Raw genomic sequence first — 20563 nt, 5'->3', positions numbered from 1 at the left:
CTCATTCTCCGGATCGTCCTTCCCCGTGCACGCTGCCGAGGACGCCGGGCAGGGCCCGGAGGAAGGCGTCCACGTCGTCGTCGCCGATGATCAGCGGCGGCATGAGCCGTACGACATCGGGGGCGGGCGCGTTCACCAGGAGGCCGGCGTCCTGAGCCGCCTGCTGCACCTGGGGCGCGAGGGGCTCGGTGAGCACGATACCCAGCAGCAGGCCCGCGCCACGGACGTGGGAGACCAGCGGGTGGTCCAGGGCCTCGATTCCGTCGCGGAGCTTCTCGCCGAGGCGCTTGACCCTGTCGAGGGCTCCGTCGGCCGCGAGCGTGTCGAGTACGGCGAGTCCGGCGGCGCACGCGACGGGGTTGCCGCCGAAGGTGGTGCCGTGGTGGCCGGGCTTGAGCAGGTCGGCCGCCGCCCCGAAGGCGACGGTCGCGCCGATGGGCAGGCCGCCGCCCAGGCCCTTGGCGAGGGTGACGATGTCGGGGTCGACGCCGTGCGCCTGGTGCTCGAACCAGTGGCCGCACCGGCCGATGCCGGTCTGCACCTCGTCGAGGACGAGCAGGGTGCCGGTGGCGCGGGTGATCTCGCGGGCGGCCTTCAGGTAGCCGGGCGGCGGGACGACGACACCGTTCTCGCCCTGGATGGGCTCGATGATGACGAACGCGGTCTGCTCGGTCACGGCGTCCCGCAGCGCCTCGGCGTCCCCGTACGGCACGTGCGTGACGTCGCCGGGCAGCGGCAGGAACGGCTCCTGCTTGCCGGGCTGGCCGGTGAGCGCGAGGGAGCCCATGGTGCGGCCGTGGAAGCCGCCGGCCGTCGCGACCATGTGGGTCCGGCCGGTCAGCCGGCCGATCTTGAAGGCGGCCTCGTTGGCCTCGGCGCCGGAGTTGCAGAAGAAGACCCGGCCGGGGCGGCCGAGGAGCTGGAGAAGCCGCTCGGCGAGCGCGACCGGCGGCTCGGCGACGAAGAGGTTGGAGACGTGGCCGAGGGAGCCGATCTGCCGCGAGACCGCCTCGACGACGGCGGGGTGCGCGTGGCCCAGGGCGTTGACGGCGATGCCGCCGACGAAGTCCAGGTACTCGGCGCCGTCGGCGTCCCAGACCCTGGCGCCCTCGCCGCGTACGAGAGGAATCCGGGGCGTGCCGTAGTTGTCCATCAGCGCGCCCTGCCACCGCTGGGTCAGGTGCTCGTTGCCGGTCATGAGTCCCCCTGTCCGTCCGGCACGACCATCGTGCCGATGCCCTCGTCGGTGAAGATCTCCAGCAGGATGGAGTGCTGCACGCGCCCGTCGATCACGCGCGCGGTGGTGACGCCGTTGCGTACGGCGTGCAGGCAGCCCTCCATCTTGGGGACCATGCCGCTGGAGAGCTCGGGCAGCAACTTCTCCAGCTCGCTCGCGGTGAGCCGGCTGATGACCTCGTCGCTGTTGGGCCAGTCCTCGTAGAGGCCCTCGACGTCGGTCAGGACCATCAGGGTCTCGGCACCCAGCGCCGCAGCGAGTGCCGCAGCCGCCGTATCAGCATTGACGTTGTAGACATGTCCGTCGTCCTGGGAACGGGCGATCGAGGAGACGACCGGGATGCGGCCGTTGTCCAGCAGTGCCTCGATGGCACCGGTGTCGATCTCGGTGATCTCACCGACCCGGCCGATGTCGACGAGCTCGCCCTCGATGCGCGGCCGGTGCTTGGTGGCGGTGATGGTGTGCGCGTCCTCGCCGGTCATGCCGACGGCGAACGGGCCGTGCTGGTTGAGCAGCCCGACGAGCTCCCGCTGGACCTGTCCGGCGAGCACCATCCGTACGATGTCCATCGCCTCGGGCGTGGTGACGCGGAGGCCCGCCTTGAACTCGCTGACCAGGCCCTGTTTGTCGAGCTGGGCGCTGATCTGCGGGCCGCCGCCGTGTACGACGACCGGGCGGAGGCCGGCGTGGCGGAGGAAGACGACGTCCTGGGCGAAGGCGGCCTTCAGCTCCTCGTCGACCATGGCGTTGCCGCCGAACTTGATGACGACGGTCTTGCCGTGATGGCGCGTCAGCCAGGGCAGCGCCTCGATGAGGATCTGCGCCTTGGGCAGGGCGGTGTGCTTGCGTGTCGTGCTCATGAGCTGTACGCGCTGTTCTCGTGGACGTAGTCGGCGGTGAGGTCGTTGGTCCAGATGACGGCGGACTCGGAGCCGGCCGCCAGGTCGGCGGTGATCGTCACTTCCCGGTACCGCATGTCGACGAGGTCGCGGTCCTCGCCGACGGAGCCGTTCTTGCAGACCCAGACGCCGTTGATGGCGACGTTGAGCCGGTCGGGCTCGAAGGCGGCCTTGGTGGTGCCGATGGCGGACAGGACACGGCCCCAGTTGGGGTCCTCGCCGTGGATGGCGCACTTGAGGAGGTTGTTGCGGGCGATGGAGCGCCCGACCTCGACGGCGTCGTCCTCGCTCGCCGCGTTGACCACCTCGACGCGGATGTCCTTGGACGCGCCCTCGGCGTCGCCGATGAGCTGCCGGCCGAGGTCGTCGCAGACCTTCGTCACCGCTTCGGCGAAGTCGCCGTACGCGGGGGTGAGGCCGGAGGCGCCGGAGGCGAGGAGCAGAACGGTGTCGTTGGTGGACATGCAGCCGTCGGAGTCGACCCGGTCGAAGGTGACCCGGGTGGCGTCCCGCAGCGCCTTGTCGAGCGTCGGGGCGTCGACGTCGGCGTCGGTGGTGAGGACGACGAGCATGGTGGCCAGGCCGGGGGCGAGCATGCCCGCGCCCTTGGCCATGCCGCCGACGGTCCAGCCGTCCTTGGTCACCACGGACGTCTTGTGGACGGTGTCGGTGGTCTTGATGGCGATGGCGGCCTTCTCACCACCGTGCTCGGACAGCTCCTTGGCGGCCTTCTCGACGCCGGGCAGGAGCTTGTCCATGGGCAGGAGTACGCCGATGAGGCCGGTGGACGCGACGGCGACCTCGCCCGCGCCGATGTTCAGGACCTCCGCCACCTTCTCGGCGGTGGCGTGCGTGTCCTGGAAGCCCTGGGGGCCGGTGCAGGCGTTGGCGCCGCCCGAGTTGAGGACGACGGCGGTCAGCTCGCCCGCCTTCAGGACCTGCTCGGACCACAGCACGGGCGCGGCCTTGACGCGGTTGGAGGTGAAGACGCCCGCGGCGGCACGGCGCGGCCCGGTGTTGACCACGAGGGCCAGGTCCGGGTTGCCGTTCTCCTTGATCCCGGCGGCGATGCCCGTGGCCGTGAATCCCTTTGCTGCCGTGACACTCACGGTGCGACTCCGATCGTGGAAAGACCTGTGTCCTCGGGGAGCCCGAGGGCGATGTTCATGCTCTGCACCGCGCCGCCGGCGGTGCCCTTGGTGAGGTTGTCGATGGCGCTGATGGCGATGACGCGACCCGCCGCCGCGTCGTACGCGACCTGGACCTGGACGGCGTTGGAACCGTAGACGGACGCCGTCGCCGGCCACTGGCCCTCGGGGAGGAGGTGGACGAACGGTTCGTCGGCGTACGCCTTGACGTAGGCGGCCCGGACGTCCTCGGCCGTGGTGCCCGGCTTGGCCTTGGCGCTGCACGTGGCGAGGATGCCGCGTGCCATGGGGGCGAGGGTGGGCGTGAAGGAGACGGTGACCTTCTCCCCCGCCACCGCGCCGAGGTTCTGCATCATCTCGGGCGTGTGGCGGTGGCCGCCGCCGACGCCGTACGGGCTCATGGAGCCCATCACCTCGGAGCCGAGCAGGTGCGGCTTGAGCGCCTTGCCCGCGCCGGAGGTGCCGGTGGCGGCGACGATCACCGCCTCCGGCTCGGCGATGCCGGCGGCGTACGCGGGGAAGAGCGCGAGCGACACGGCGGTGGGGTAGCAGCCGGGGACCGCGATGCGCTTGGACCCCTCCAGCGCGGCGCGGGCACCCGGCAGCTCGGGGAGGCCGTAGGGCCAGGTGCCGGCGTGCGGTGAGCCGTAGAACCTCTCCCAGTCGGCGGCGTCCTTCAGCCGGAAGTCGGCGCCCATGTCGACGACGAGGACGTCGTCACCGAGCTGCTCGGCCACGGCGGCGGACTGGCCGTGCGGCAGGGCGAGGAAGACGACGTCGTGGCCGGCGAGCACCTCGGGGGTGGTCGGCTCCAGGACGCGGTCGGCGAGCGGCAGCAGGTGCGGCTGTAGCGTGCCGAAGGTCTGCCCGGCGTTGGAATGGCCGGTCAGGGCGCCGATCTCGACGTGGGGGTGGCCGAGGAGCAGACGGAGTACCTCTCCGCCCGCGTATCCGCTCGCGCCTGCCACTGCTGCTCGTACTGCCATCGAACCCTCCTCGTCGATGGCATGACTATACGCTTCCTTGCAGTTTTATGCAAAGCCTGCCCCTCGGAGCCCCGGTGGCGCGTCCCCGCCAAGAGGGCGTTCCTTCACGAGGACGGGGGACTTCCATGGTGGACGTCATTCGGTGGCAGCGGTCGGAGAAAGGATCATCATGCGAGACGAATCGGAGACCGAAGAGGCCGAGGTGTACGAGCCTCCGGTACTGGCGGACGCAGGTGGCTACGCCGAGGTGACCGAGGGCTACAGCGGGCTCTACTGGGACGGCTTCTCCGCCTTCTTCGGCCTGCCGTGATGAGTTGATGCGGCGCCCGCCGCTCCGCGTCAGGACGTCGCGAGGACGCAGAACTCGTGGCCCTCCGGGTCGGCCAGGCACGTCCACGGAACGTCGCCCTGGCCGAGGTCGAGGTCGGTGGCGCCGAGGGCCCGCAGCCGGGACACCTCCGCGGCTTTGTCGTCGCCGGGGTAGGGCAGCAGGTCGAGATGGACGCGGTCCGGCACGGTCTTCCCGCCGGGCGTGCGGAGGAACTCGAGATACGGGCCGACACCCTTGGCGGAGCGCAGCACCGCGTGATCGTCGGTCACCTCGTGCGGGGTCCAGTCGATCGCCGCGTCCCAGAACCGGGCCATGGCCCGTGGATCCGCGCAGTCGACCACCACCGCGGCGACCGGCCCGGTGTCCCGGTAGGTCTCCCGGGGCTCCAGCACGCAGAACTCGTTGCCCTCGGGGTCGGCGAGGACCGTCCACGGAACGTCGCCCTGGCCCACGTGGGCGGGCGTCGCACCGAGAGCCTGGAGGCGCGCGACCAGCTCCGTCTGATGGGCCGCGGAGGTGGTGGCGAGATCGAGGTGCACACGGTTCTTCGTTGCCGTCCCGGGTTCCGGGACGGGGACGACGTTGATGCCGACGACGACCGGGTCCGGCCAGACGAGCTCGTCGCCGGGTCCGACGTAGACGGTCACTCCGGGTTTGAAGAAGCTCCAGCCGAGCGCCTCGGCCCAGAACCGGCCGACTGCCGAGACATCAAGAGCCTTTATGTTCACCATCACAGGTCGCAGCGCCATGCCGGCGATCTTATGCACGGTACGCGATCGGGGGCCCGCGGGTAGCATCCGCTTCCGCACAGGTCCGGCAACACAGGCGTACGTGGAGGAACGGGTGACGGGGAACGGAGAGGCGGCGGTACTGGCCCGGGCGGGCGAGCTGTTCCGCGACGTGCCGGCCGACCGGGGCGGCGCGCTGTGGCGGCTCGCGGCCGACGGGCGTCAACTGGACGCCAATCTGATCCGGGTCACGCCGGACACCCGGGTCCCGGCGCACGTGGAGCCCGATCTGGACGTGCTCCTGTACGTGGTGGACGGCGGCGGGCGGCTCGACACCGGGGACGGGGAGCAGCCGTTGGAGGCGGGGTCCCTGGTGTGGCTGCCGCGCGGCGCCCGGCGCGGTGTGGCGGCGGGGCCCGGCGGCCTGACGTACCTGACGGTGCACCGCCGCCGCCCGGGGCTCACCATCCGTACCGCCGCCGCGCCCGCGGGCGGCGAGGCCGCGTGCCTGCTCCACCGGGTGTGCCCCGAGTGCGGGCGGCTCGCGCCCGACGAGTCCGACGTCCGCTTCTGCGGTCGCTGCGGGACGCCCCTGCCGGCGGCGGAGACGTCTACTTCCTGACGGCCCTCAGGACGACGAACTTCGGGTCGCTCGCCACCACCTCGCAGTTGCCGAAGATGCGGCGCAGCGTCACGTGGTAGCCGAGGTGCCGGTTGCCGACGACCCACAGCTCGCCGCCGGGGCGGAGGGCGCGCCGCGCCCCGGAGAACATCCGCCGGGCCGTCAGGTCGGTCATCGCCTGGTGGCTGTGGAACGGCGGGTTGTTGAGGACGAGGTCGACGGAGCCGGCGGGCATGTCCGCCAGTCCGTCGCCCACCAGGAACTCCGCCTCGCCGCCGGGCGCGGCGCCGGCCCGGAACGTCTCCCCGGCCGAGGCCACGGCCTGGTACGACTCGTCGGCGAACACGAGCCGCGCGCCGGGTTCGGCCAGCGCCACGGCGAGGCCGACCACGCCGTTGCCGCAGCCCAGGTCGACGACCCGGGAGTCGCCGAGCCCGCGCGGCAGGTGCTGGAGGAAGAAGCGGGTGCCGATGTCGAGGCGGTCGGCGCAGAAGATGCCGGCGTGGTTGACGACGGTCCGGCCGGCGACGGGGGCCGGGGCGTCGTCGGGCAGGGCGTAGCGGTGCGGCCAGGGGCTGGGGGTGCGCGGCAGGGAGGGGTCCGGCGTGCAGTGGATGAGCCGGGCCTTCTTGACGGCCAGGGAGGTCCGGGTGGGGCCGATGATCCGCTCGAAGAGCTTGAGCGTGGAGGTGTGGATCTCCTTGACCATGCCGGTGCCGACGACGACCGTCCCGGGGTGCACGGCGGGGGCGAGGCGGTGCAGTTGGTCCTCCAGGAGCGCGAGGCTCTTGGGGACGCGGACCAGCAGCACGTCGACGCGGTCCGGCGGGGTGTCCCTGGTGGTCAGAAGCCGCACGGCGCCGGAATCGATCCCGTTGCGGGCGAGGTTGGCGCGGGTGGCCTCGCGGGCGAGGAACGAGTCGGTGATCTGGACGACCCGTCCGGGGCGGTGCCGGGCGAGGGAGGTGACCAGGGCGCCCCACCGGTCGCCGACCACGGCCACGGTGCCGGAACCGGGGAGGTGGGCCGCCCCCGGGGCCTCCGCCAGGGCCTCCCTCCGGCTCTCCCCCGGGGCCTCTCCCTGAGCTTCTGCCAGGTGCCGCAGCAGGTACTCGTCGGCGGCGTCCCAGGCACGCAGCCGGTCGCGCGGGTCCTCGGGGAAACGGGCGAGGGCGTAATCGCCCCATGACGTGGTCAAACGGTTCATCGTGCGCTCAGGCTAGCCGGTGGTCCCCGGGCTCGGGGAACCGGAGCGCCATCCAGTGCTCCGGCACGTCCAGCGGCTGGAAGCCGAGCTTCTCGTACACGCCGTGCGCGTCATGGGTGGCGAGCATGATGCGCTTGATCCCGAGCGGGGCGAAGTGGTCACGGACCGCCTCGACCAGTGCGGTGCCCAGGCCCCGGCCGCGGGCCGGGCGGTCGACGTAGACGTCGCAGAGCCAGGCGAAGGTCGCGTGGTCGGTGACCGCGCGGGCGTAGGCGACCTGTTCTCCGGAGGCCACTTCGTACGCGCCGAAGTTGAGCGATCCGTCGATGGCGCGGTCCTGCTTGTCGCGGCTGCGGCCCAGCGCCCAGTACGCGTCGGTCGACAGCCAGTGGTGGATGCGGGCCCGGTCCAGGCGGGCGGCGTCGGTGGAGATCTCGTACGCGTCCAGGCGCGCGTCCGGGCTCGTCGTGGTCTCGTCCATGATCGGACTCTGGCAGGGCGGGGCCGCCCGGTGGAAGCCGACCGAACGGCTTCCTCGGGTGACGCGGACCACACCTGCGGACGTAGACTCCCCATACGGAACGACAAGTAGGGCAAAACCGTCGCGAGGAGGTCACTTGATGCACGCGACTGTGGGCGACACATTGCTGGTGCACGGCAGGGTCGTCGGCCAGCACGACAGGACCGCCGAGGTCATCGAAGTGCTCGGGCCGGACGGAACACCCCCGTACCGCGTCCGCTTCAACGACGACGGACACGAAGCCGTGATGTCCCCGGGCCCCGACAGCGTCGTACGCCACAAGGAGCCCAGCTAGTCCGGCCCGCCCGGAACACCGCCCCGTCCCAGGAGCCGGCCCGTCCCGGCCAGGGCCTCAGCCCGGCGGACGGACCGGCGTCGGGTAGTGGTCGGCCACGACCCTGGCCATCGCCCCGATGCGGTCGGTCACGACCTCCTTGGCCGAGAAGAAGACATGGCCGCGCACCCGGGGGTACTCCCCGGCCAGCGTGAGGTGGCGTGACAGCTCCGCCGGGTCCTGCCAGGCCGCGGGCTGTGCGGGGTCACCGGCCTTGTACAGGGCCTCCCCCACGTACAGGTCCACGTTCGTGCCGCGGGCCACGTCGTCCCACCAGGGGACCAGTTTGGCGTAGTCGGCGGCGGCGAATCCGATGTGCCAGTAGAGCTGGGGCACCACGTAGTCGATCCAGCGTTCCTTCACCCATTTGCGGGTGTCCGCGTGCAGGTGGTCGTAGGTCTGCACGCCCGCCCGGGTGTCCGAGCCGAGCGGGTCGGTGGCGACGTTGCGCCACACGCCGAACGGGCTGATCCCGAACCGTACGTCCTTGTCGATCTCGCGGATGCGCTCGGACATCTCCCGCACCAGTCGGTCGATGTTGTCGCGCCGCCAGGCGGCCTTGTCCGGGAAGCCCGCGCCGTGGGTGGCGTAGGTGTCGTCGTCGGCGAAGGACTGGCCGGCGACCGGGTACGGGTAGAAGTAGTCGTCGAAGTGGACGGCGTCGATGTCGTAGCGGCGTACGGCGTCGAGCATGGCGTCCTCGACGAAGCGCCGCACCTGGGGCAGCCCCGGGTTGTAGTACAGCTTCCCGCCGTAGGGCAGGACCCAGTCCGGGTGCACCCGGGCCGGGTGCCCGTCCGCCAGCCTGGCCGGATCGGTGTGGTTGGCCACCCGGTACGGGTTGAACCAGGCGTGCAGCTCCAGGTCGCGCGCGTGCGCCTCGGCCACCGCCGTGCCCAGCGGGTCCCAGCCGGGGTCCCTGCCCTGGACGCCGGTGAGGTACTGCGACCACGGCTCGTACGGCGAGGGCCACAGCGCGTCGGCGGTGGGCCGCACCTGGAAGATCACCGCGTTCAGCCGCCGCTCCACCGCCTTGTCGAGGAAGGCCAGCAGCTCGGCCCGCTGCTGGTCGGCCGGCAGTCCCGGCTTGGAGGGCCAGTCGCGGTTGGCGACGGTCGCCAGCCACATCCCCCGGAACTCCTTGCCGGCCGCCTTCCGGTTCCCGTGGTTCCTCCGGTCCTCGCGATCGGGCCGCGCCACCGCGCCCGCGTCCCCGGCCGCCCACAGCGACGCCACCACCCCGGCCGCTGCCGCTGCCAGGCTTCTTCTGCCGATATGCCGCATGCATATGCCCCTAACGAGTGGGTTGCTCCCGGTCTCTCCCTTTCCCCGCAGAGCATGCCCGCCCCGGACCGCCCTCCACCCGCGCGAACGGAGTAACGTCGTGGGGTCGAGGCGGGCACCGGAATCACACGGGGGTCCTGCCGCATGGAAGATCAGCGAAAGGCACGATGTGACCGACATCGAACGCGTCGGAGTGGTCGGCTGCGGCCAGATGGGCGCGGGCATCGCGGAGGTATGTGCCCGCAGCGGCCTGGAGGTCAAGGTCGCCGAGACCACCGGCGAGGCCCTGGAGATCGGCCGCACCCGGCTGTACAACTCGCTCTCCAAGGCCGCCCAGCGCGGCAAGATCACCGAGGAGGAGCGCGACGCGACGCTCGCCCGGCTGAGCTTCACCACCGACCTCGGCGAGTTCGCCGACCGTGACCTGGTCATCGAGGCGGTCGTCGAGAACGAGCAGGTGAAGACCGAGATCTTCCAGGTCCTCGACCAGGTGGTGACCCGTCAGGACGCGATTCTCGCCTCCAACACCTCCTCCATCCCGCTGGTGAAGCTGGCCGTGGCGACGTCCCGCCCCGACCAGGTCATCGGCATCCACTTCTTCAACCCCGCCCCGGTCCAGCAGCTCGTCGAGCTGATCCCGGCGCTGACCACCTCCGAGGGCACGATCAGCCGCTCGCAGGCGGTGGTCGAGAAGACGCTCGGCAAGCACGCGATCCGCGCCCAGGACCGCTCCGGCTTCGTGGTGAACGCGCTGCTGATCCCGTACCTCCTCTCCGCGATCCGGATGTTCGAGTCGGGCATCGCCAGCCGCGAGGACATCGACAACGGCATGGAGCTGGGCTGCGCCCACCCCATGGGCCCGCTCAAGCTGGCCGACCTGATCGGCCTGGACACCGTCGCCTCGGTCGCTGACTCGATGTACGCCGAGTACAAGGAGCCGCTGTACGCCGCCCCGCCGCTGCTCCAGCGCATGGTGGACGCGGGGCGCCTGGGCCGTAAGACGGGCTCCGGCTTCTACCCGTACGGGTCGTAACCCAGAGCGACGAACTTTCGCACGGGGTGTGCGGAGCGTGTTCGCATATGCCCTGCGCACACGCTCCCCCCGCCCCACCTGGGAGAGTTGACTCGGATCCGCCCCAGTCGACGAACAGGAGCGGAAACCGTGACCACCGATCCCGATCACTTAACGGCCGTCGAGGAGTTCGCAGAGCTGCGCCGCTGTCTCGACGTCGGGCTCGCCCGGATCGACGGGCAGCTCGCGCTGCTCGCCCAGCGCCACGGCCAGATCGACCGTGATCTGACCGATCTGGCCGCGCGCGTCGCGGCGCTGGAGCAGGCCAAGTGGCCGCTTCCCGCCGTGTCCGCGCTCACCGCAGTGGGCGCCCTCGCGGTGGCGGTCTGGCAGGCGCTCGGCAACTGAGGCGGCGTCAGCCCAGCCGGAGATGGTGCAGCATCAGGAGCCCGGCCGCCATGTTGGCGGCCGGGACCTCGCCGCGCGCGATCATGTCCGGGATCAGCTTCAGCGGTATCCATTCACGTCGGGAGGACTCGAAGTCGTCCTCGGGGTGGCCCATGTAGGTCGCGTCCTCCGCCCAGTACAGGTGGTGGCGGGCGTCGGTCAGGCCGTTGGACGGCTCGACGGTCAGCAGGTGCTGCAACGGCCCCGGGCGCCACCCGGTCTCCTCCTCCATCTCCCGGGCGGCGGCGGCCGCGATGTCCTCGCCGTCCTCGACCACCCCGGCGGCCAGCTCCCAGCCCCAGCTATCGGTGATGAAGCGGTGCCGCCACAGCATCAGCACCTCATTGGCCTCGTTGACGGCGGTCGCGACGGCGACCGGGCGCAGCCGGATGAGGAAGTGGTCCAGGTGCCGGCCGTCAGGGAGTGCGACATCCGCCAGGTTGACCTTGAACCAGCGGTTCTCATAGATGGTTTGCTCACTCAGGTTCGTCCACTGCACGTTTCTGCCACCTTCCGACAAGTAGATGGCAATATCGCAGCAGGCTCACCGAGTCGGCGGAACGTCGCACGGGAAGGTCACAGCGGCACGCGCAGTGCCCCGTCGATGAGTTCGGCCGCCTCCTCCGCGTCGCTGCACCCGCTGGCCACCAGGTGCTCCCGCACCTCACGCAGCCGGTCCCGCAGCCGCTGCGACTCCATCCCCCTCGCCCGCTCGGCCATCTCGGCGGCCGTCTGCGCCGCCCGGTCCGCCTCTCCCTGGCGCAGTTCTATCTGGCTCAGCATGGCGAGCCGGTGCACCCGCCCCCGGTCGTGCGCCGGGGTGCGCACGGCGGCCGCGGCGTGCTCCCGCGCACCGTCCAGGTCCCCCAGGCTGAGCAGGGCTTCGGCGACCTGCACGTTGACCAGGCCCGGCTGTACGTAGCCGGTCTCGTCCGGCTCGTGCCCCGGTCTGATCCGTTCCGCCTCCGACTCGGCGCGCCGGATGCACCGCAGCGCACCGGCGCCGTCGCCGAGGTGCGCGTACGCCTTCGCCTGCATGGCGTACAGGTCCGCGGCGAGCGCCGGGGTGATCTGCGCCCCGGCGGTCCGCAGCGCCGCCTCCGCGAACGCCACCGCCTGCCGGTACTCCCCCATGAACAGCGACTGGTTGACCAGCAGGGCGATCACATAGGCGCCCAGCCCCCGGTCGCCGCTCGCCTTCGCCAGCCGCAGCGCCTGGTGGAAATAGCGCTGGGCGAGGCCGTGCGCGTCCGAGTCGTACGCGCAGATGCCGGCCACCGCGACCAGCCCGCCGGTCGCGCGGTGCAATTGGCGGCCCAGGGCGTCGTTGTAGCTGCCGCGCAGCAGCGGGGCCGTCTCGGCGTTCAGGAAGCCGACGATCCGGGCGCGGGTGGCGATACCGCCCGCCCGGCGGTACATCAGCTCGTAGTGGGCCCGGGCCGCGCGCAGCATGGTGATGTCGGACATGCTGACGCGCGTCTGGCCGTCGCGCGAGACGTCCGCGTCCTCCGGGGGGTTCTCCCACTCCCAGACGGGCATGACGGCGGGCGTGCCGGTCACCGCGGGGGCGCCCAGTATGTGCGGCCGTTGCTGTTCGTCGGAGCGCCACAGCGCGGTGGCCCGCTCCACGAAGCCGGACAGCGGCGAGCCGTGCGTGACGGCCGCCTCGCCGGGGACACCCAGCCCGATGTCGTCGAGGGTGACCGGCCGGTGGAGCCGGGCACCCAGCACCTCGCAGATCAGGTCCGGCACCTGGCCGCGCGGGCGCTGGCCCTTCAACCAGCGTGCCACGGCCGTGTGTTCGTACCGCAGCGCCAGGCCTCTCGCCCGGCCGGCCTGGTTGACGTGGGCGGCCAGGCCCGCGTGCGATATCCCCGCCTCGTCGAGCAGGGCGTCGAGCAGGGTGTTGGGCTGCATGGGTGCCCCTCCGGTGACTCGGTGTGCCCAGACTAGTGGAGCCGCGTTCGCACGGGGTGTGAACGGAATGCCCGTATCCGTGCCCCGCGTGCTCTGCCGCCGTGCTCCCGGCGCCGGTTGACTGGGCGGTCTCTCACAGAGCGGCCGGGCCGTCGGCTCCCCCTCGTACAGTGCGACGGCCCGCTGAAGCGCCGTTCCGTCCTGCCTGATCTGCCCGACACTCCGCGGCAGGGCGGGCGGCGCCGGCCGCACCGTCCATGTCCGTACAGCCGCTATCGATTGGAGGGTGCAGGCCGGGTACGGCGCAGACCCGGGTCCGCGGACTGCGCCGGCACCCGGGAGCGGTCGTCGTGACGGTCGTTGCGCACGACCAGCAGGGCCACGTCGTCGGTGAGCCGCCCGCCGGTGTGGCGAAGCAGCGCCGAGTGCACCCGGTGGATCAGGGCCGCCGGGGGCACCGGCGCATCGCGCAGGGCCTGGTCGAGCACCTCCTGGAGCCGGAAGAACCGGCCCGAGGCGTCCCGGGCGTCCTCGGCGCCGTCCGTGTGCAGGAACAGCGCCTCGCCGGGCAGGAGCCGCGCGCACCGGTGCACGGGCAGCTCCTCAGGCAGCGGAAAGGCACCGAGCGGCGGCAACGGGTCCCCCGCCGCGACCGGTTCCGCGCACCGCCCGCCCAACCGGTAGGGCCACGGGTGCCCGCAGTTGAGCGCCAGCACGGCACCGTCCCGGCGGATCTCCAGCAGCAGTACGGTGACGAACTCCTCCGCCGACGGGCTGTCCGGGTCCCATCCGCCCGACGCCGGGTGCTCCTCCCGCGCCCGCTCGCGCAGGTGCCGCCCGAGCGCCCGGTCCAGCCGCCGCAGCACGCCCCCGAGTTCGGGCTCGTCGTGCGCGGCCTCCCGGAAGCTGCCCAGCACCGCGGCGACCGCCCCGAGCGGGGCCAGCCCGTGACCGCGTACGTCACCGATGACGACCCGTACCCCGTGCGGGGTGGCGACCGCCTCGTACAGGTCGCCGCCCACGGCCGCGCCCCGGGAGACGGAGAGCTGGCCGGCCGCGACGGACAGCCCGTCGAGCCGGGGCGGGAGCGGGCGCAGCAGCACCCGCTGGGCGGCCTGGGCGACCTCGCGGACCTGTTTCAGCTCCCTGACAAGGCCGCACCGGACACCGAGGACCAGCCCGGTGCCGACGGTGAAGAAGACGGCGCTCGTGGCGATCCGGGTGGCCGTCCCCTCCTGCTGGGCGATCGGGCAGGTGAGCTTCCACAGGACGGCGACGGCGCCCCACAGGGCGGGCAGTGCGAGTGGGGCGGCCGGGCTCAGGTGACGAAGCCAGTGATGCGTACGAAGCCGGGGATGCGTACGCGGCATGCGGACCGCCCTTCTCCAGGCCCCTCCTCGCGGTCGGGACGATTCTGTCGATCGTCCAGGTGTCGGGGGAAAGCGCACCAGACTTCCCACTCGAACGAGTGAGGGGTACGCCGGGAAAACCCGGCGTACCCCTCAACGGAAGCTGAGCGCTCAGGCGCCGCGCAGCACCGCGCCCGTCCGCTCGGCGGCGAGCGCCACGGCGGCGTCACGGGCGGCCGAGGCCTCCTCGACGGTCAGCGTGCGGTCGCCCGCGCGGAACCGCAGCGCGTACGCCAGGGACTTCCTGCCCTCGCCGATCTGCTCACCGGTGAAGACGTCGAACAGCCGGATGGACTCCAGCAGTTCGCCCGCCCCCTCGCGCAGCGCGGTCTCGACCTCGGCGGCCGGCACGTCCTTGCCGACGACCAGGGCGACGTCCTGCGTGGCGACCGGGAACGTCGAGATCCGCGGCGCGCGCAGGGCACCCGCCGAAGCCCGCTCGACGGTGTCGAGGTTCAGCTCCATCGCGCAGGTGCGGGCGGGCAGGCCGAGCGCCTTGACGACGCGCGGGTGCAGCTCACCGGCGTACCCGACGACCCGCTCCTCGCCGTCCACCACGACCGCCAGCTCGGCGCAGCGGCCGGGGTGCCACGGCCCGTACTGGCCCTGGCGGACGATCAGCTCGGCGCCGGCCTCACGGGCGACGGAACGGGCGGCCTCGACGGCGTCGGCCCACTCGGAGGGGCGGCCCTTGCCCCACCAGCCGGCCTGCTCGCGCGCCCCGGCGAGGACGACGGCGACGTGCCGCGGCTGCGCGGGCAGCGGCGCGTTGAGCCGCGCGATCTCCTCGTCCGTGGGGCGGCGGTCGACCGGCAGCACCACGGCGGCCCCGGCCTCACCGGCCGGGTGGAAGACCAGCCCGGTCTCGAAGAGCGCCAGGTCGTGGCTGCCGCGCCCGTCGTTGCGGCGCAGCGCGCCGAGCAGGCCCGGCAGCAGCGTGGTCCGCATCGCCGGCTCTTCGTCGGAGAGCGGGTTGACGAGCTTGACGACCTCGCGGTTCGGGTCGTCCGCCGCGAGTCCGAGCTGGTCGAAGACCTGCTCGGCGACGAACGGGTAGTTCGGCGCCTCGACGTAACCGGCGCCGGCGAGCACCCGGCCGACGCGGCGGTGCAGCCGCTGCCGCGCGGTCAGCCCGCGGCCGGACGGCGGCTGCGGCAGCGTGGAGGGGAGGTTCTCGTACCCCTCCAGCCGGATGACCTCTTCGGCGAGGTCGTTCGGGTGGGCGAGGTCGGGGCGCCACGACGGCACGGTGACGGTGAGCTCGTCCTGCCCGTAGACGTCGCAGCCGACCTCCTGGAGGCGGCGTACGACGGTCTCGCGGCCGTAGGCGACACCGGCGACCCGGTCGGGGTGGTCGGCGCTCATCGTGACCGTGCGCGGCGCGGACGGGGCGATGATCTCGGTGACCCCGGCCTCGGCGGTGCCGCCCGCGAGGAGGACCAGCAGGTCGACCGTGCGCTGCGCGGCGGCCGACGCGGCCTGCGGGTCGACGCCGCGCTCGAAGCGCCGGGACGCCTCGGAGGACAGCTTGTGGCGGCGCGCCGTGCGGGCGATGGAGACCGCGTCGAAGTGCGCGGCCTCGATGACCACCTCGGTCGTCCCGCGCACCTCGCCCGTCTCGGGGTCGGTGACGGAGTCGGCGATCTCGGTGTTGGCGCCGCCCATCACGCCCGCGAGGCCGATCGGCCCGCGGTCGTCCGTGATCACCAGGTCCCCGGCGTCGAGGACGCGCTTGACGCCGTCGAGGGTGGTGATCTTCTCGCCCTGCTCGGCGCGGCGCACGCCGATCGCGCCCTGGACGCGGGTGCGGTCGTAGGCGTGCAGCGGCTGGCCGAGCTCCAGCATCACGTAGTTGGTGATGTCGACCGCGAGGGAGATCGGGCGCATGCCCGCCTTCTGGAGGCGGCGGCGCAGCCAGATCGGGGAGCGGGCCTCGGGGTCGAGCCCGACGACGGTGCGCGCGGTGAAGCGGTCGCAGCCGATCGGGTCGGTGACCTTCACCGGGTAGCCGTACGAGTTGGGCGCGGGCACGTCGAGCAGCGCCGGGTCGCGCAGCGGCAGGCCGTAGGCGGTGGCGGCCTCGCGGGCGACACCGCGCATCGACAGGCAGTAGCCCCGGTCCGGGGTGACGGCGATGTCGAGGACCTCGTCGTACAGCTCCAGCAGCTCGGTGGCGTCGGTGCCGATCTCGATCTCGGGCGGCAGCACGATGATGCCGTGCGTGCCGTCGTCGCCCATGCCGAGCTCGTCGGTGGAGCAGATCATGCCGCGGGAGACCTTGCCGTACGTCTTGCGCTCGGCGATCTGGAAGTCGCCGGGCAGCACGGCGCCGGGGAGGGCCACGACGACCTTGTCGCCCTCGGCGAAGTTCCGGGCGCCGCAGATGATCTCCTGCGGCTCGCCCGTGCCGTTGGCGTCGCCGACGTTGACCGTGCAGAAGCGGATGGGCTTCTTGAACTCGGTCAGCTCCTCGATGGTGAGGACCTGGCCGACGACCAGCGGGCCCTTGAGGCCGGCGCCGAGCTGCTCGACGGTCTCCACCTCGAGACCGGCCGCGATGAGCTTGGTCTGTACGTCACGGCCGGTCGCCGTCGCCGGCAGGTCGACGTACTCCCGCAGCCACGAAAGCGGGACCCGCATCAGATCTCCATCCCGAACGGCCGGGTGAACCGGACGTCACCCTCGACCATGTCTCGCATGTCTTCGACGTTGTGGCGGAACATCAGCATCCGCTCGATGCCGAACCCGAAGGCGAATCCGCTGTACTTCTCGGGGTCCACGCCGCAGGCGGTGAGCACCTTGGGGTTGACCATGCCGCAGCCGCCGAGCTCGATCCAGCCCTCGCTGGAGCAGGTGCGGCAGGGGCGGTCCGGGTTGCCGACGGACTCGCCGCGGCACACGTAGCAGACCATGTCCATCTCGGCGGACGGCTCGGTGAACGGGAAGAAGTTCGGCCGCAGCCGGGTCTTCATCCCCTCACCGCCGAACAGCGCCTGGACCATGTGGTCCAGCGTGCCCTTGAGGTCGGCCATGGTGAGGCCCTCGTCCACGGCGAGCAGCTCGACCTGGTGGAAGACCGGGGTGTGCGTGGCGTCCAGCTCGTCCGTGCGGTACACCCGGCCGGGGCAGATCACGTAGACCGGGGGCTCGCGGTCCAGCATGGAGCGGACCTGGACGGGCGAGGTGTGGGTGCGCAGCACGACACCGGAGCCTGACTTGCCCTCGGCGTCGGCGACGAAGAAGGTGTCCTGCTCACCGCGGGCGGGGTGGTCGACGGCGATGTTGAGGGCGTCGAAGTTGAGCCACTCGGACTCGACCTCGGGGCCCTCGGCCACCTCGTAGCCCATGCCGACGAAGATGTCCTCGATGCGCTCCATGAGGGTGGTCAGCGGGTGGCGGGCGCCGGCCGGGGTGCGGTCGTAGGGCAGGGTGACGTCCACCGCCTCCTCGACCAGCACGCGCGCGTCGCGCTCCGCCTCCAGCTCGGCCTGGCGGGCGGCCAGGGCCTTGTTCACGGCACCCCGGGCCTGGCCCACACGCTTGCCGGCCTCGGCCTTGGCGTGCGGCGGCAGGGCGCCGATCTCCCGGTTGGCGAGCGCGAGCGGCGAGGTGGGGCCGGTCTGGGCGACCTTGGCCTCGTGGAGGGCGTCGAGGTCACCGGCGGCGGCGAAGGCGGCGAGCGCCTCGTCCCGCATGCGCTCGATCTCTTCCGGTTTCAGTGCCTCGACCTCGACTGGGTCGTACGACTTGTTCGGTGCCGACATCTCTTCCCGTACTTCCGATGGGCTGGCTGGGGCCCCCGCTCGACGACCGAGGACGCAAAGGTGCCAAAGGACGAGTCTAACGGGGTGTGGGCAGGCGGATGAGCCGCGGATCAGCCCGTGGACGTCCTGGACCCTCTGTTACGTGAGGTACGAGGGGGCGCCCACGGGCAACGTAAATCGGAACTGGGCGCCACCGGCGGGTCCCCGGCCGACGGTGATCGTGCCGCCGTGGGCCTCGACGATGCCCTTGACGATGTACAGGCCGAGGCCGGTCCCGCCGCGCTTGCTCCCCCGCCAGAAGCGGGTGAAGACACGGCCCATCGACTCCTCGGGGATGCCGGGGCCTTCGTCGCTCACGGTGACGGCCGTTCCCTTCTCGTCGTCGTGCGGGCCGGTGGGTGCCACCTCGATGGTGACGGTTCCCTCACCGTGGCGCACGGCATTTTCGAGCAGGTTGCCGAGGACCTGGTCGATCTTGTCCGGGTCTGCCCACAGATCGGGCAGCGGGCGGCGTACCCGGACGAAGAACCGGTCCGGGGACTGGCCGCGGGCGGTGTGCGCCTGGATGTGGCGGCCGACGGCGGCGGCGATGTCGACCGGCTGGCGGCGCACTTCGAGGCGGCCGGAGTCTATTCGGGAGATGTCGAGGAGCTCGGCGATCAGCCGGGTCACCCGGTTGGCGTCGGCGTCGACCGTCTCCAGCATCAGCCGCTTCTGGTCGTCGGTGAACCGCTCCCACTTGGCGAGCAGCGTCGCCGTGAAGCCCTTGACGGAGGTGAGCGGCGAACGCAGCTCGTGGGCGACGGTCGCGATCAGCTCGGCGTGGCTGCGCTCGGTGCGGCGCCGTGCCTCGGTGCCGCGCAGCGTGACGACGACCTTGCGTACGGGGCCGAGGGGCTCGTCGCGCACGTAGCGGGCGGCGACGAGGACCTCACGGTTGCCCGGCAGCAGCAGGTTGCGCTCGGGCTGCCCGGCGCGGATCGCGAGGCCGCCGTACGGATCGGTGAGCGCCCACCAGCGCCTGCCCTTGAGGTCCTCCAGCGGCAGCGCCTGCTCCAGGGGCCGCCCCAGCACCTCGGCGCGCGATACGGCGGTGAGGCGCACGGCCGCGGCGTTGAAGCACACCACCCGGCCGTTCTCGTCGGCGACGACCAGCCCGTCGGGAAGGTCGTCCGGGTCGATCCCGGGCACGCCGGGACCGGCGGGAGCGCCCACGCCCACTAAGGCGCCCTCCCGTACCGCGGGCCTGCTGGTGCCGACCGTCATCCCCGTCTCCCACCCCTCCGTGTCACGCAGTGGGCCCCCGAGCCCGCCACCCTACTAGCTGGAGGTGACGGAGCGGCACCCTCCGGCAGCACGCTGCGCACGCGCGGAGCCGTAGAGGCATACGGCCGCGGCGGTCGCCAGGTTCAGGCTCTCGGCCTTGCCGTGGATCGGGACGCGCACCACGGCGTCGGCGAGGGCGCGGGTCTCCTCGGGCAGGCCCCACGCCTCGTTGCCGAAGATCCAGGCGGTGGGCCCGCCCATGGTGCCCGCGTCGAGCTCGGCGTCCAGGTCGTCCTCGCCCGCCCCGTCGGCGGCGAGGATGCGCACGCCCGCGCCCTTCAGCCCGGCGACGGCCTGCTCGACCGGCACGCCCACGGCGACCGGCAGGTGGAAGACCGAGCCGACGGAGGCGCGCACGGCCTTGGGGTTGTAGAGGTCCACGGAGGCGTCGGTGAGGACGACGGCGTCGGCGCCGGCCGCGTCGGCGCACCGCAGCACGGTCCCGGCGTTGCCGGGGTCGCGGACGTGGGCGAGGACGGCGACGAGCTTGGGGCGGTTCCTGAGGATCTCCTCGAACGGCGAGTCCAGGAACCGGCACACCCCGAGCAGCCCCTGCGGGGTGACGGTCTGCGAGACGTCGGCGAGCACGGCGTCGGAGGCGTGGTGGACGCGGGCGCCGGTGGCGCGGGCGGCCTCGACGATGTCGGCGTACCGCTCGGCGGCCTCGACCGTGGTGAACAGCTCCACCAGGGTGGGCTCCCCGCCGCTGCGGTGCGCGACGGCCTCGCGCACGGCCTGGGGGCCCTCCGCGATGAACCGGCGCTCCTTGCCCCTGAAGTTGCGCTTGGCGAGCCGCCGGGCCGCGATGACGCGGGGGGAACGGGGGGAGATCAGCTCGGGGGTGCCCATGGTGGTCGGCGGCTCTCTTCTTCGTACGCGCTTCTCGTACACGCTGGGGTCGAACAGACCGGACCCGCAGGCTCGGGGCCTGCGGGTCCGGAGGGAAGAACTGCGGCCTGGCGGATCAGGCGGCGGCCTTCGGGGCGTTGACGTCGCTCGGGAGCGCCTTCTGGGCGACCTCGACGAGCGCGGCGAACGCGTTGGCGTCGTTGACCGCGAGCTCGGCCAGGATCTTGCGGTCCACCTCGATGTTGGCGGCCTTCAGACCCTGGATGAGGCGGTTGTACGTCATGCCGTTGGCGCGGGCAGCGGCGTTGATGCGCTGGATCCAGAGCTGACGGAAGTCGCCCTTGCGCTTCTTGCGGTCGTTGTAGTTGTAGACCAGCGAGTGGGTGACCTGCTCCTTGGCCTTGCGGTACAGGCGCGAACGCTGACCGCGGTAGCCGCTGGCCTGCTCGAGGATCGCCCGGCGCTTCTTGTGGGCGTTGACTGCCCGCTTGACGCGTGCCACTTGTTAACTCCTTGTAGCGGGGCCGTGGGTGGACTCACACG

The 20563-nt window shown here is 72.1% G+C and carries 21 protein-coding genes; 5 read left to right on the top strand and 16 right to left on the bottom strand.

What is annotated here, in order from left to right; genetic code table 11:
• Position 1 precedes the first annotated feature (1 nt).
• The 4 genes from AB0J57_RS25745 to argC are packed head-to-tail and all read right to left on the bottom strand — an operon-like array spanning position 2 to position 4270.
• Entirely contained in the window at positions 2 to 1198 is a 1197-nt protein-coding gene (locus tag AB0J57_RS25745; RefSeq protein ID WP_366130653.1) for an acetylornithine transaminase, read from the bottom strand.
• A complete protein-coding gene (argB, locus tag AB0J57_RS25740) occupies positions 1195 to 2097 on the bottom strand; it encodes an acetylglutamate kinase (protein ID WP_366130652.1) in 903 nt (300 codons plus the stop codon). Before argB ends, AB0J57_RS25745 begins: the two co-directional genes overlap by 4 nt.
• Positions 2094 to 3245 (bottom strand): bifunctional glutamate N-acetyltransferase/amino-acid acetyltransferase ArgJ, encoded by a 1152-nt coding sequence (gene argJ, locus AB0J57_RS25735; protein ID WP_366130651.1) that lies wholly within the window; start codon positions 3243 to 3245, stop codon positions 2094 to 2096. The genes argB and argJ overlap by 4 nt, the downstream gene beginning before the upstream one ends.
• Positions 3242 to 4270, bottom strand: coding sequence for an N-acetyl-gamma-glutamyl-phosphate reductase (gene argC / locus AB0J57_RS25730; protein WP_366130650.1), 1029 nt, complete (start codon positions 4268 to 4270; stop codon positions 3242 to 3244). The genes argJ and argC overlap by 4 nt, the downstream gene beginning before the upstream one ends.
• 169 nt (positions 4271 to 4439) lie before the next feature.
• Between argC and AB0J57_RS25725 the strand changes: the two genes are divergently transcribed.
• Positions 4440 to 4580 carry a lasso RiPP family leader peptide-containing protein gene (locus tag AB0J57_RS25725; protein ID WP_366130649.1) on the top strand — a complete coding sequence of 47 codons (141 nt, stop codon included), beginning with the start codon at positions 4440 to 4442 and terminating at the stop codon, positions 4578 to 4580.
• Between the two features lie 29 nt (positions 4581 to 4609).
• Here the strand turns inward: AB0J57_RS25725 and AB0J57_RS25720 are convergent, their stop codons facing one another.
• Positions 4610 to 5350: a VOC family protein gene (locus tag AB0J57_RS25720; RefSeq protein WP_366130648.1), complete on the bottom strand. Its 741-nt coding sequence runs from the start codon at positions 5348 to 5350 to the stop codon at positions 4610 to 4612.
• A 94-nt stretch (positions 5351 to 5444) separates the two neighbouring features.
• On the opposite strand from AB0J57_RS25720, the gene AB0J57_RS25715 reads away from it, so the two are divergent.
• Positions 5445 to 5951 (top strand): cupin domain-containing protein, encoded by a 507-nt coding sequence (locus AB0J57_RS25715; RefSeq protein ID WP_366130647.1) that lies wholly within the window; start codon positions 5445 to 5447, stop codon positions 5949 to 5951.
• Here AB0J57_RS25715 and AB0J57_RS25710 read toward each other — a convergent pair.
• Both AB0J57_RS25710 and AB0J57_RS25705 read right to left on the bottom strand, forming a co-directional pair.
• A complete protein-coding gene (locus AB0J57_RS25710) occupies positions 5941 to 7158 on the bottom strand; it encodes a methyltransferase (RefSeq protein WP_366130646.1) in 1218 nt (405 codons plus the stop codon). The genes AB0J57_RS25715 and AB0J57_RS25710 overlap by 11 nt on opposite strands.
• A 7-nt stretch (positions 7159 to 7165) precedes the next feature.
• Positions 7166 to 7639, bottom strand: coding sequence for a GNAT family N-acetyltransferase (locus AB0J57_RS25705; RefSeq protein WP_366130645.1), 474 nt, complete (start codon positions 7637 to 7639; stop codon positions 7166 to 7168).
• A gap of 139 nt (positions 7640 to 7778) precedes the next feature.
• Here AB0J57_RS25705 and AB0J57_RS25700 point away from each other — a divergent pair, with 139 nt between their 5' ends.
• Complete coding sequence (locus tag AB0J57_RS25700) at positions 7779 to 7973, top strand: DUF1918 domain-containing protein (protein ID WP_366130644.1); 195 nt, start codon at positions 7779 to 7781, stop codon at positions 7971 to 7973.
• A 57-nt stretch (positions 7974 to 8030) separates the two neighbouring features.
• Here the strand turns inward: AB0J57_RS25700 and AB0J57_RS25695 are convergent, their stop codons facing one another.
• Positions 8031 to 9296, bottom strand: coding sequence for a family 10 glycosylhydrolase (locus tag AB0J57_RS25695; protein ID WP_366130643.1), 1266 nt, complete (start codon positions 9294 to 9296; stop codon positions 8031 to 8033).
• 169 nt (positions 9297 to 9465) lie between these two features.
• On the opposite strand from AB0J57_RS25695, the gene AB0J57_RS25690 reads away from it, so the two are divergent.
• On the top strand, positions 9466 to 10329 hold the full coding sequence (locus tag AB0J57_RS25690; protein ID WP_366130642.1) for a 3-hydroxybutyryl-CoA dehydrogenase: 864 nt from the start codon (positions 9466 to 9468) through the stop codon (positions 10327 to 10329).
• 129 nt (positions 10330 to 10458) lie between these two features.
• Positions 10459 to 10716 carry a hypothetical protein gene (locus AB0J57_RS25685; protein WP_366130641.1) on the top strand — a complete coding sequence of 86 codons (258 nt, stop codon included), beginning with the start codon at positions 10459 to 10461 and terminating at the stop codon, positions 10714 to 10716.
• Between the two features lie 7 nt (positions 10717 to 10723).
• Here AB0J57_RS25685 and AB0J57_RS25680 read toward each other — a convergent pair whose 3' ends face one another.
• The 8 genes from AB0J57_RS25680 to rplT all read right to left on the bottom strand — a co-directional run bounded on the left by AB0J57_RS25680 (position 10724) and on the right by rplT (position 20522).
• A complete protein-coding gene (locus AB0J57_RS25680; RefSeq protein ID WP_366130640.1) occupies positions 10724 to 11254 on the bottom strand; it encodes an NUDIX domain-containing protein in 531 nt (176 codons plus the stop codon).
• A gap of 77 nt (positions 11255 to 11331) precedes the next feature.
• On the bottom strand, positions 11332 to 12672 hold the full coding sequence (locus tag AB0J57_RS25675) for a transcriptional regulator (RefSeq protein WP_366130639.1): 1341 nt from the start codon (positions 12670 to 12672) through the stop codon (positions 11332 to 11334).
• A gap of 272 nt (positions 12673 to 12944) precedes the next feature.
• Positions 12945 to 14042, bottom strand: a complete 1098-nt coding sequence (locus AB0J57_RS25670; RefSeq protein ID WP_366130638.1) for a PP2C family protein-serine/threonine phosphatase — start codon at positions 14040 to 14042, stop codon at positions 12945 to 12947.
• Between the two features lie 150 nt (positions 14043 to 14192).
• Entirely contained in the window at positions 14193 to 16721 is a 2529-nt protein-coding gene (gene pheT, locus AB0J57_RS25665) for a phenylalanine--tRNA ligase subunit beta (protein WP_366130637.1), read from the bottom strand.
• Entirely contained in the window at positions 16721 to 17845 is a 1125-nt protein-coding gene (pheS, locus tag AB0J57_RS25660) for a phenylalanine--tRNA ligase subunit alpha (protein WP_366130636.1), read from the bottom strand. Before pheS ends, pheT begins: the two co-directional genes overlap by 1 nt.
• 138 nt (positions 17846 to 17983) lie before the next feature.
• Positions 17984 to 19111 (bottom strand): ATP-binding protein, encoded by a 1128-nt coding sequence (locus AB0J57_RS25655; protein ID WP_366130635.1) that lies wholly within the window; start codon positions 19109 to 19111, stop codon positions 17984 to 17986.
• Positions 19112 to 19165: 54 nt separating this feature from the next.
• Positions 19166 to 20020, bottom strand: coding sequence for an RNA methyltransferase (locus AB0J57_RS25650; RefSeq protein ID WP_366130825.1), 855 nt, complete (start codon positions 20018 to 20020; stop codon positions 19166 to 19168).
• A gap of 115 nt (positions 20021 to 20135) precedes the next feature.
• Positions 20136 to 20522, bottom strand: a complete 387-nt coding sequence (gene rplT / locus AB0J57_RS25645; RefSeq protein WP_064068121.1) for a 50S ribosomal protein L20 — start codon at positions 20520 to 20522, stop codon at positions 20136 to 20138.
• Positions 20523 to 20563 lie beyond the last annotated feature (41 nt).

Origin of the sequence: Streptomyces sp. NPDC049837 (genome assembly GCF_040674455.1) — a bacterium.
Classification (GTDB): Bacteria; Actinomycetota; Actinomycetes; order Streptomycetales; family Streptomycetaceae; genus Streptomyces.
The sequence above is the reverse complement of the archived record's forward strand: the minus strand, read 5'-3'. Positions and strand labels throughout refer to the sequence as shown.

What these genes read in the sequence shown, in the direction of transcription:
- argB (WP_366130652.1), bottom strand. Translation starts at nt 2,097, where the DNA reads ATGAGCACGACACGCAAGCACACCGCCCTGCCCAAGGCGCAGATCCTC.
- AB0J57_RS25650 (WP_366130825.1), bottom strand. Translation starts at nt 20,020, where the DNA reads ATGGGCACCCCCGAGCTGATCTCCCCCCGTTCCCCCCGCGTCATCGCG.
- pheT (WP_366130637.1), bottom strand. Translation starts at nt 16,721, where the DNA reads ATGCGGGTCCCGCTTTCGTGGCTGCGGGAGTACGTCGACCTGCCGGCG.
- AB0J57_RS25705 (WP_366130645.1), bottom strand. Translation starts at nt 7,639, where the DNA reads ATGGACGAGACCACGACGAGCCCGGACGCGCGCCTGGACGCGTACGAG.
- AB0J57_RS25670 (WP_366130638.1), bottom strand. Translation starts at nt 14,042, where the DNA reads ATGCCGCGTACGCATCCCCGGCTTCGTACGCATCACTGGCTTCGTCAC.
- AB0J57_RS25745 (WP_366130653.1), bottom strand. Translation starts at nt 1,198, where the DNA reads ATGACCGGCAACGAGCACCTGACCCAGCGGTGGCAGGGCGCGCTGATG.
- AB0J57_RS25710 (WP_366130646.1), bottom strand. Translation starts at nt 7,158, where the DNA reads ATGAACCGTTTGACCACGTCATGGGGCGATTACGCCCTCGCCCGTTTC.
- AB0J57_RS25700 (WP_366130644.1), top strand. Translation starts at nt 7,779, where the DNA reads ATGCACGCGACTGTGGGCGACACATTGCTGGTGCACGGCAGGGTCGTC.
- argC (WP_366130650.1), bottom strand. Translation starts at nt 4,270, where the DNA reads ATGGCAGTACGAGCAGCAGTGGCAGGCGCGAGCGGATACGCGGGCGGA.
- AB0J57_RS25675 (WP_366130639.1), bottom strand. Translation starts at nt 12,672, where the DNA reads ATGCAGCCCAACACCCTGCTCGACGCCCTGCTCGACGAGGCGGGGATA.
- pheS (WP_366130636.1), bottom strand. Translation starts at nt 17,845, where the DNA reads ATGTCGGCACCGAACAAGTCGTACGACCCAGTCGAGGTCGAGGCACTG.
- AB0J57_RS25695 (WP_366130643.1), bottom strand. Translation starts at nt 9,296, where the DNA reads ATGCGGCATATCGGCAGAAGAAGCCTGGCAGCGGCAGCGGCCGGGGTG.
- AB0J57_RS25655 (WP_366130635.1), bottom strand. Translation starts at nt 19,111, where the DNA reads ATGACGGTCGGCACCAGCAGGCCCGCGGTACGGGAGGGCGCCTTAGTG.
- AB0J57_RS25725 (WP_366130649.1), top strand. Translation starts at nt 4,440, where the DNA reads ATGCGAGACGAATCGGAGACCGAAGAGGCCGAGGTGTACGAGCCTCCG.
- AB0J57_RS25720 (WP_366130648.1), bottom strand. Translation starts at nt 5,350, where the DNA reads ATGGCGCTGCGACCTGTGATGGTGAACATAAAGGCTCTTGATGTCTCG.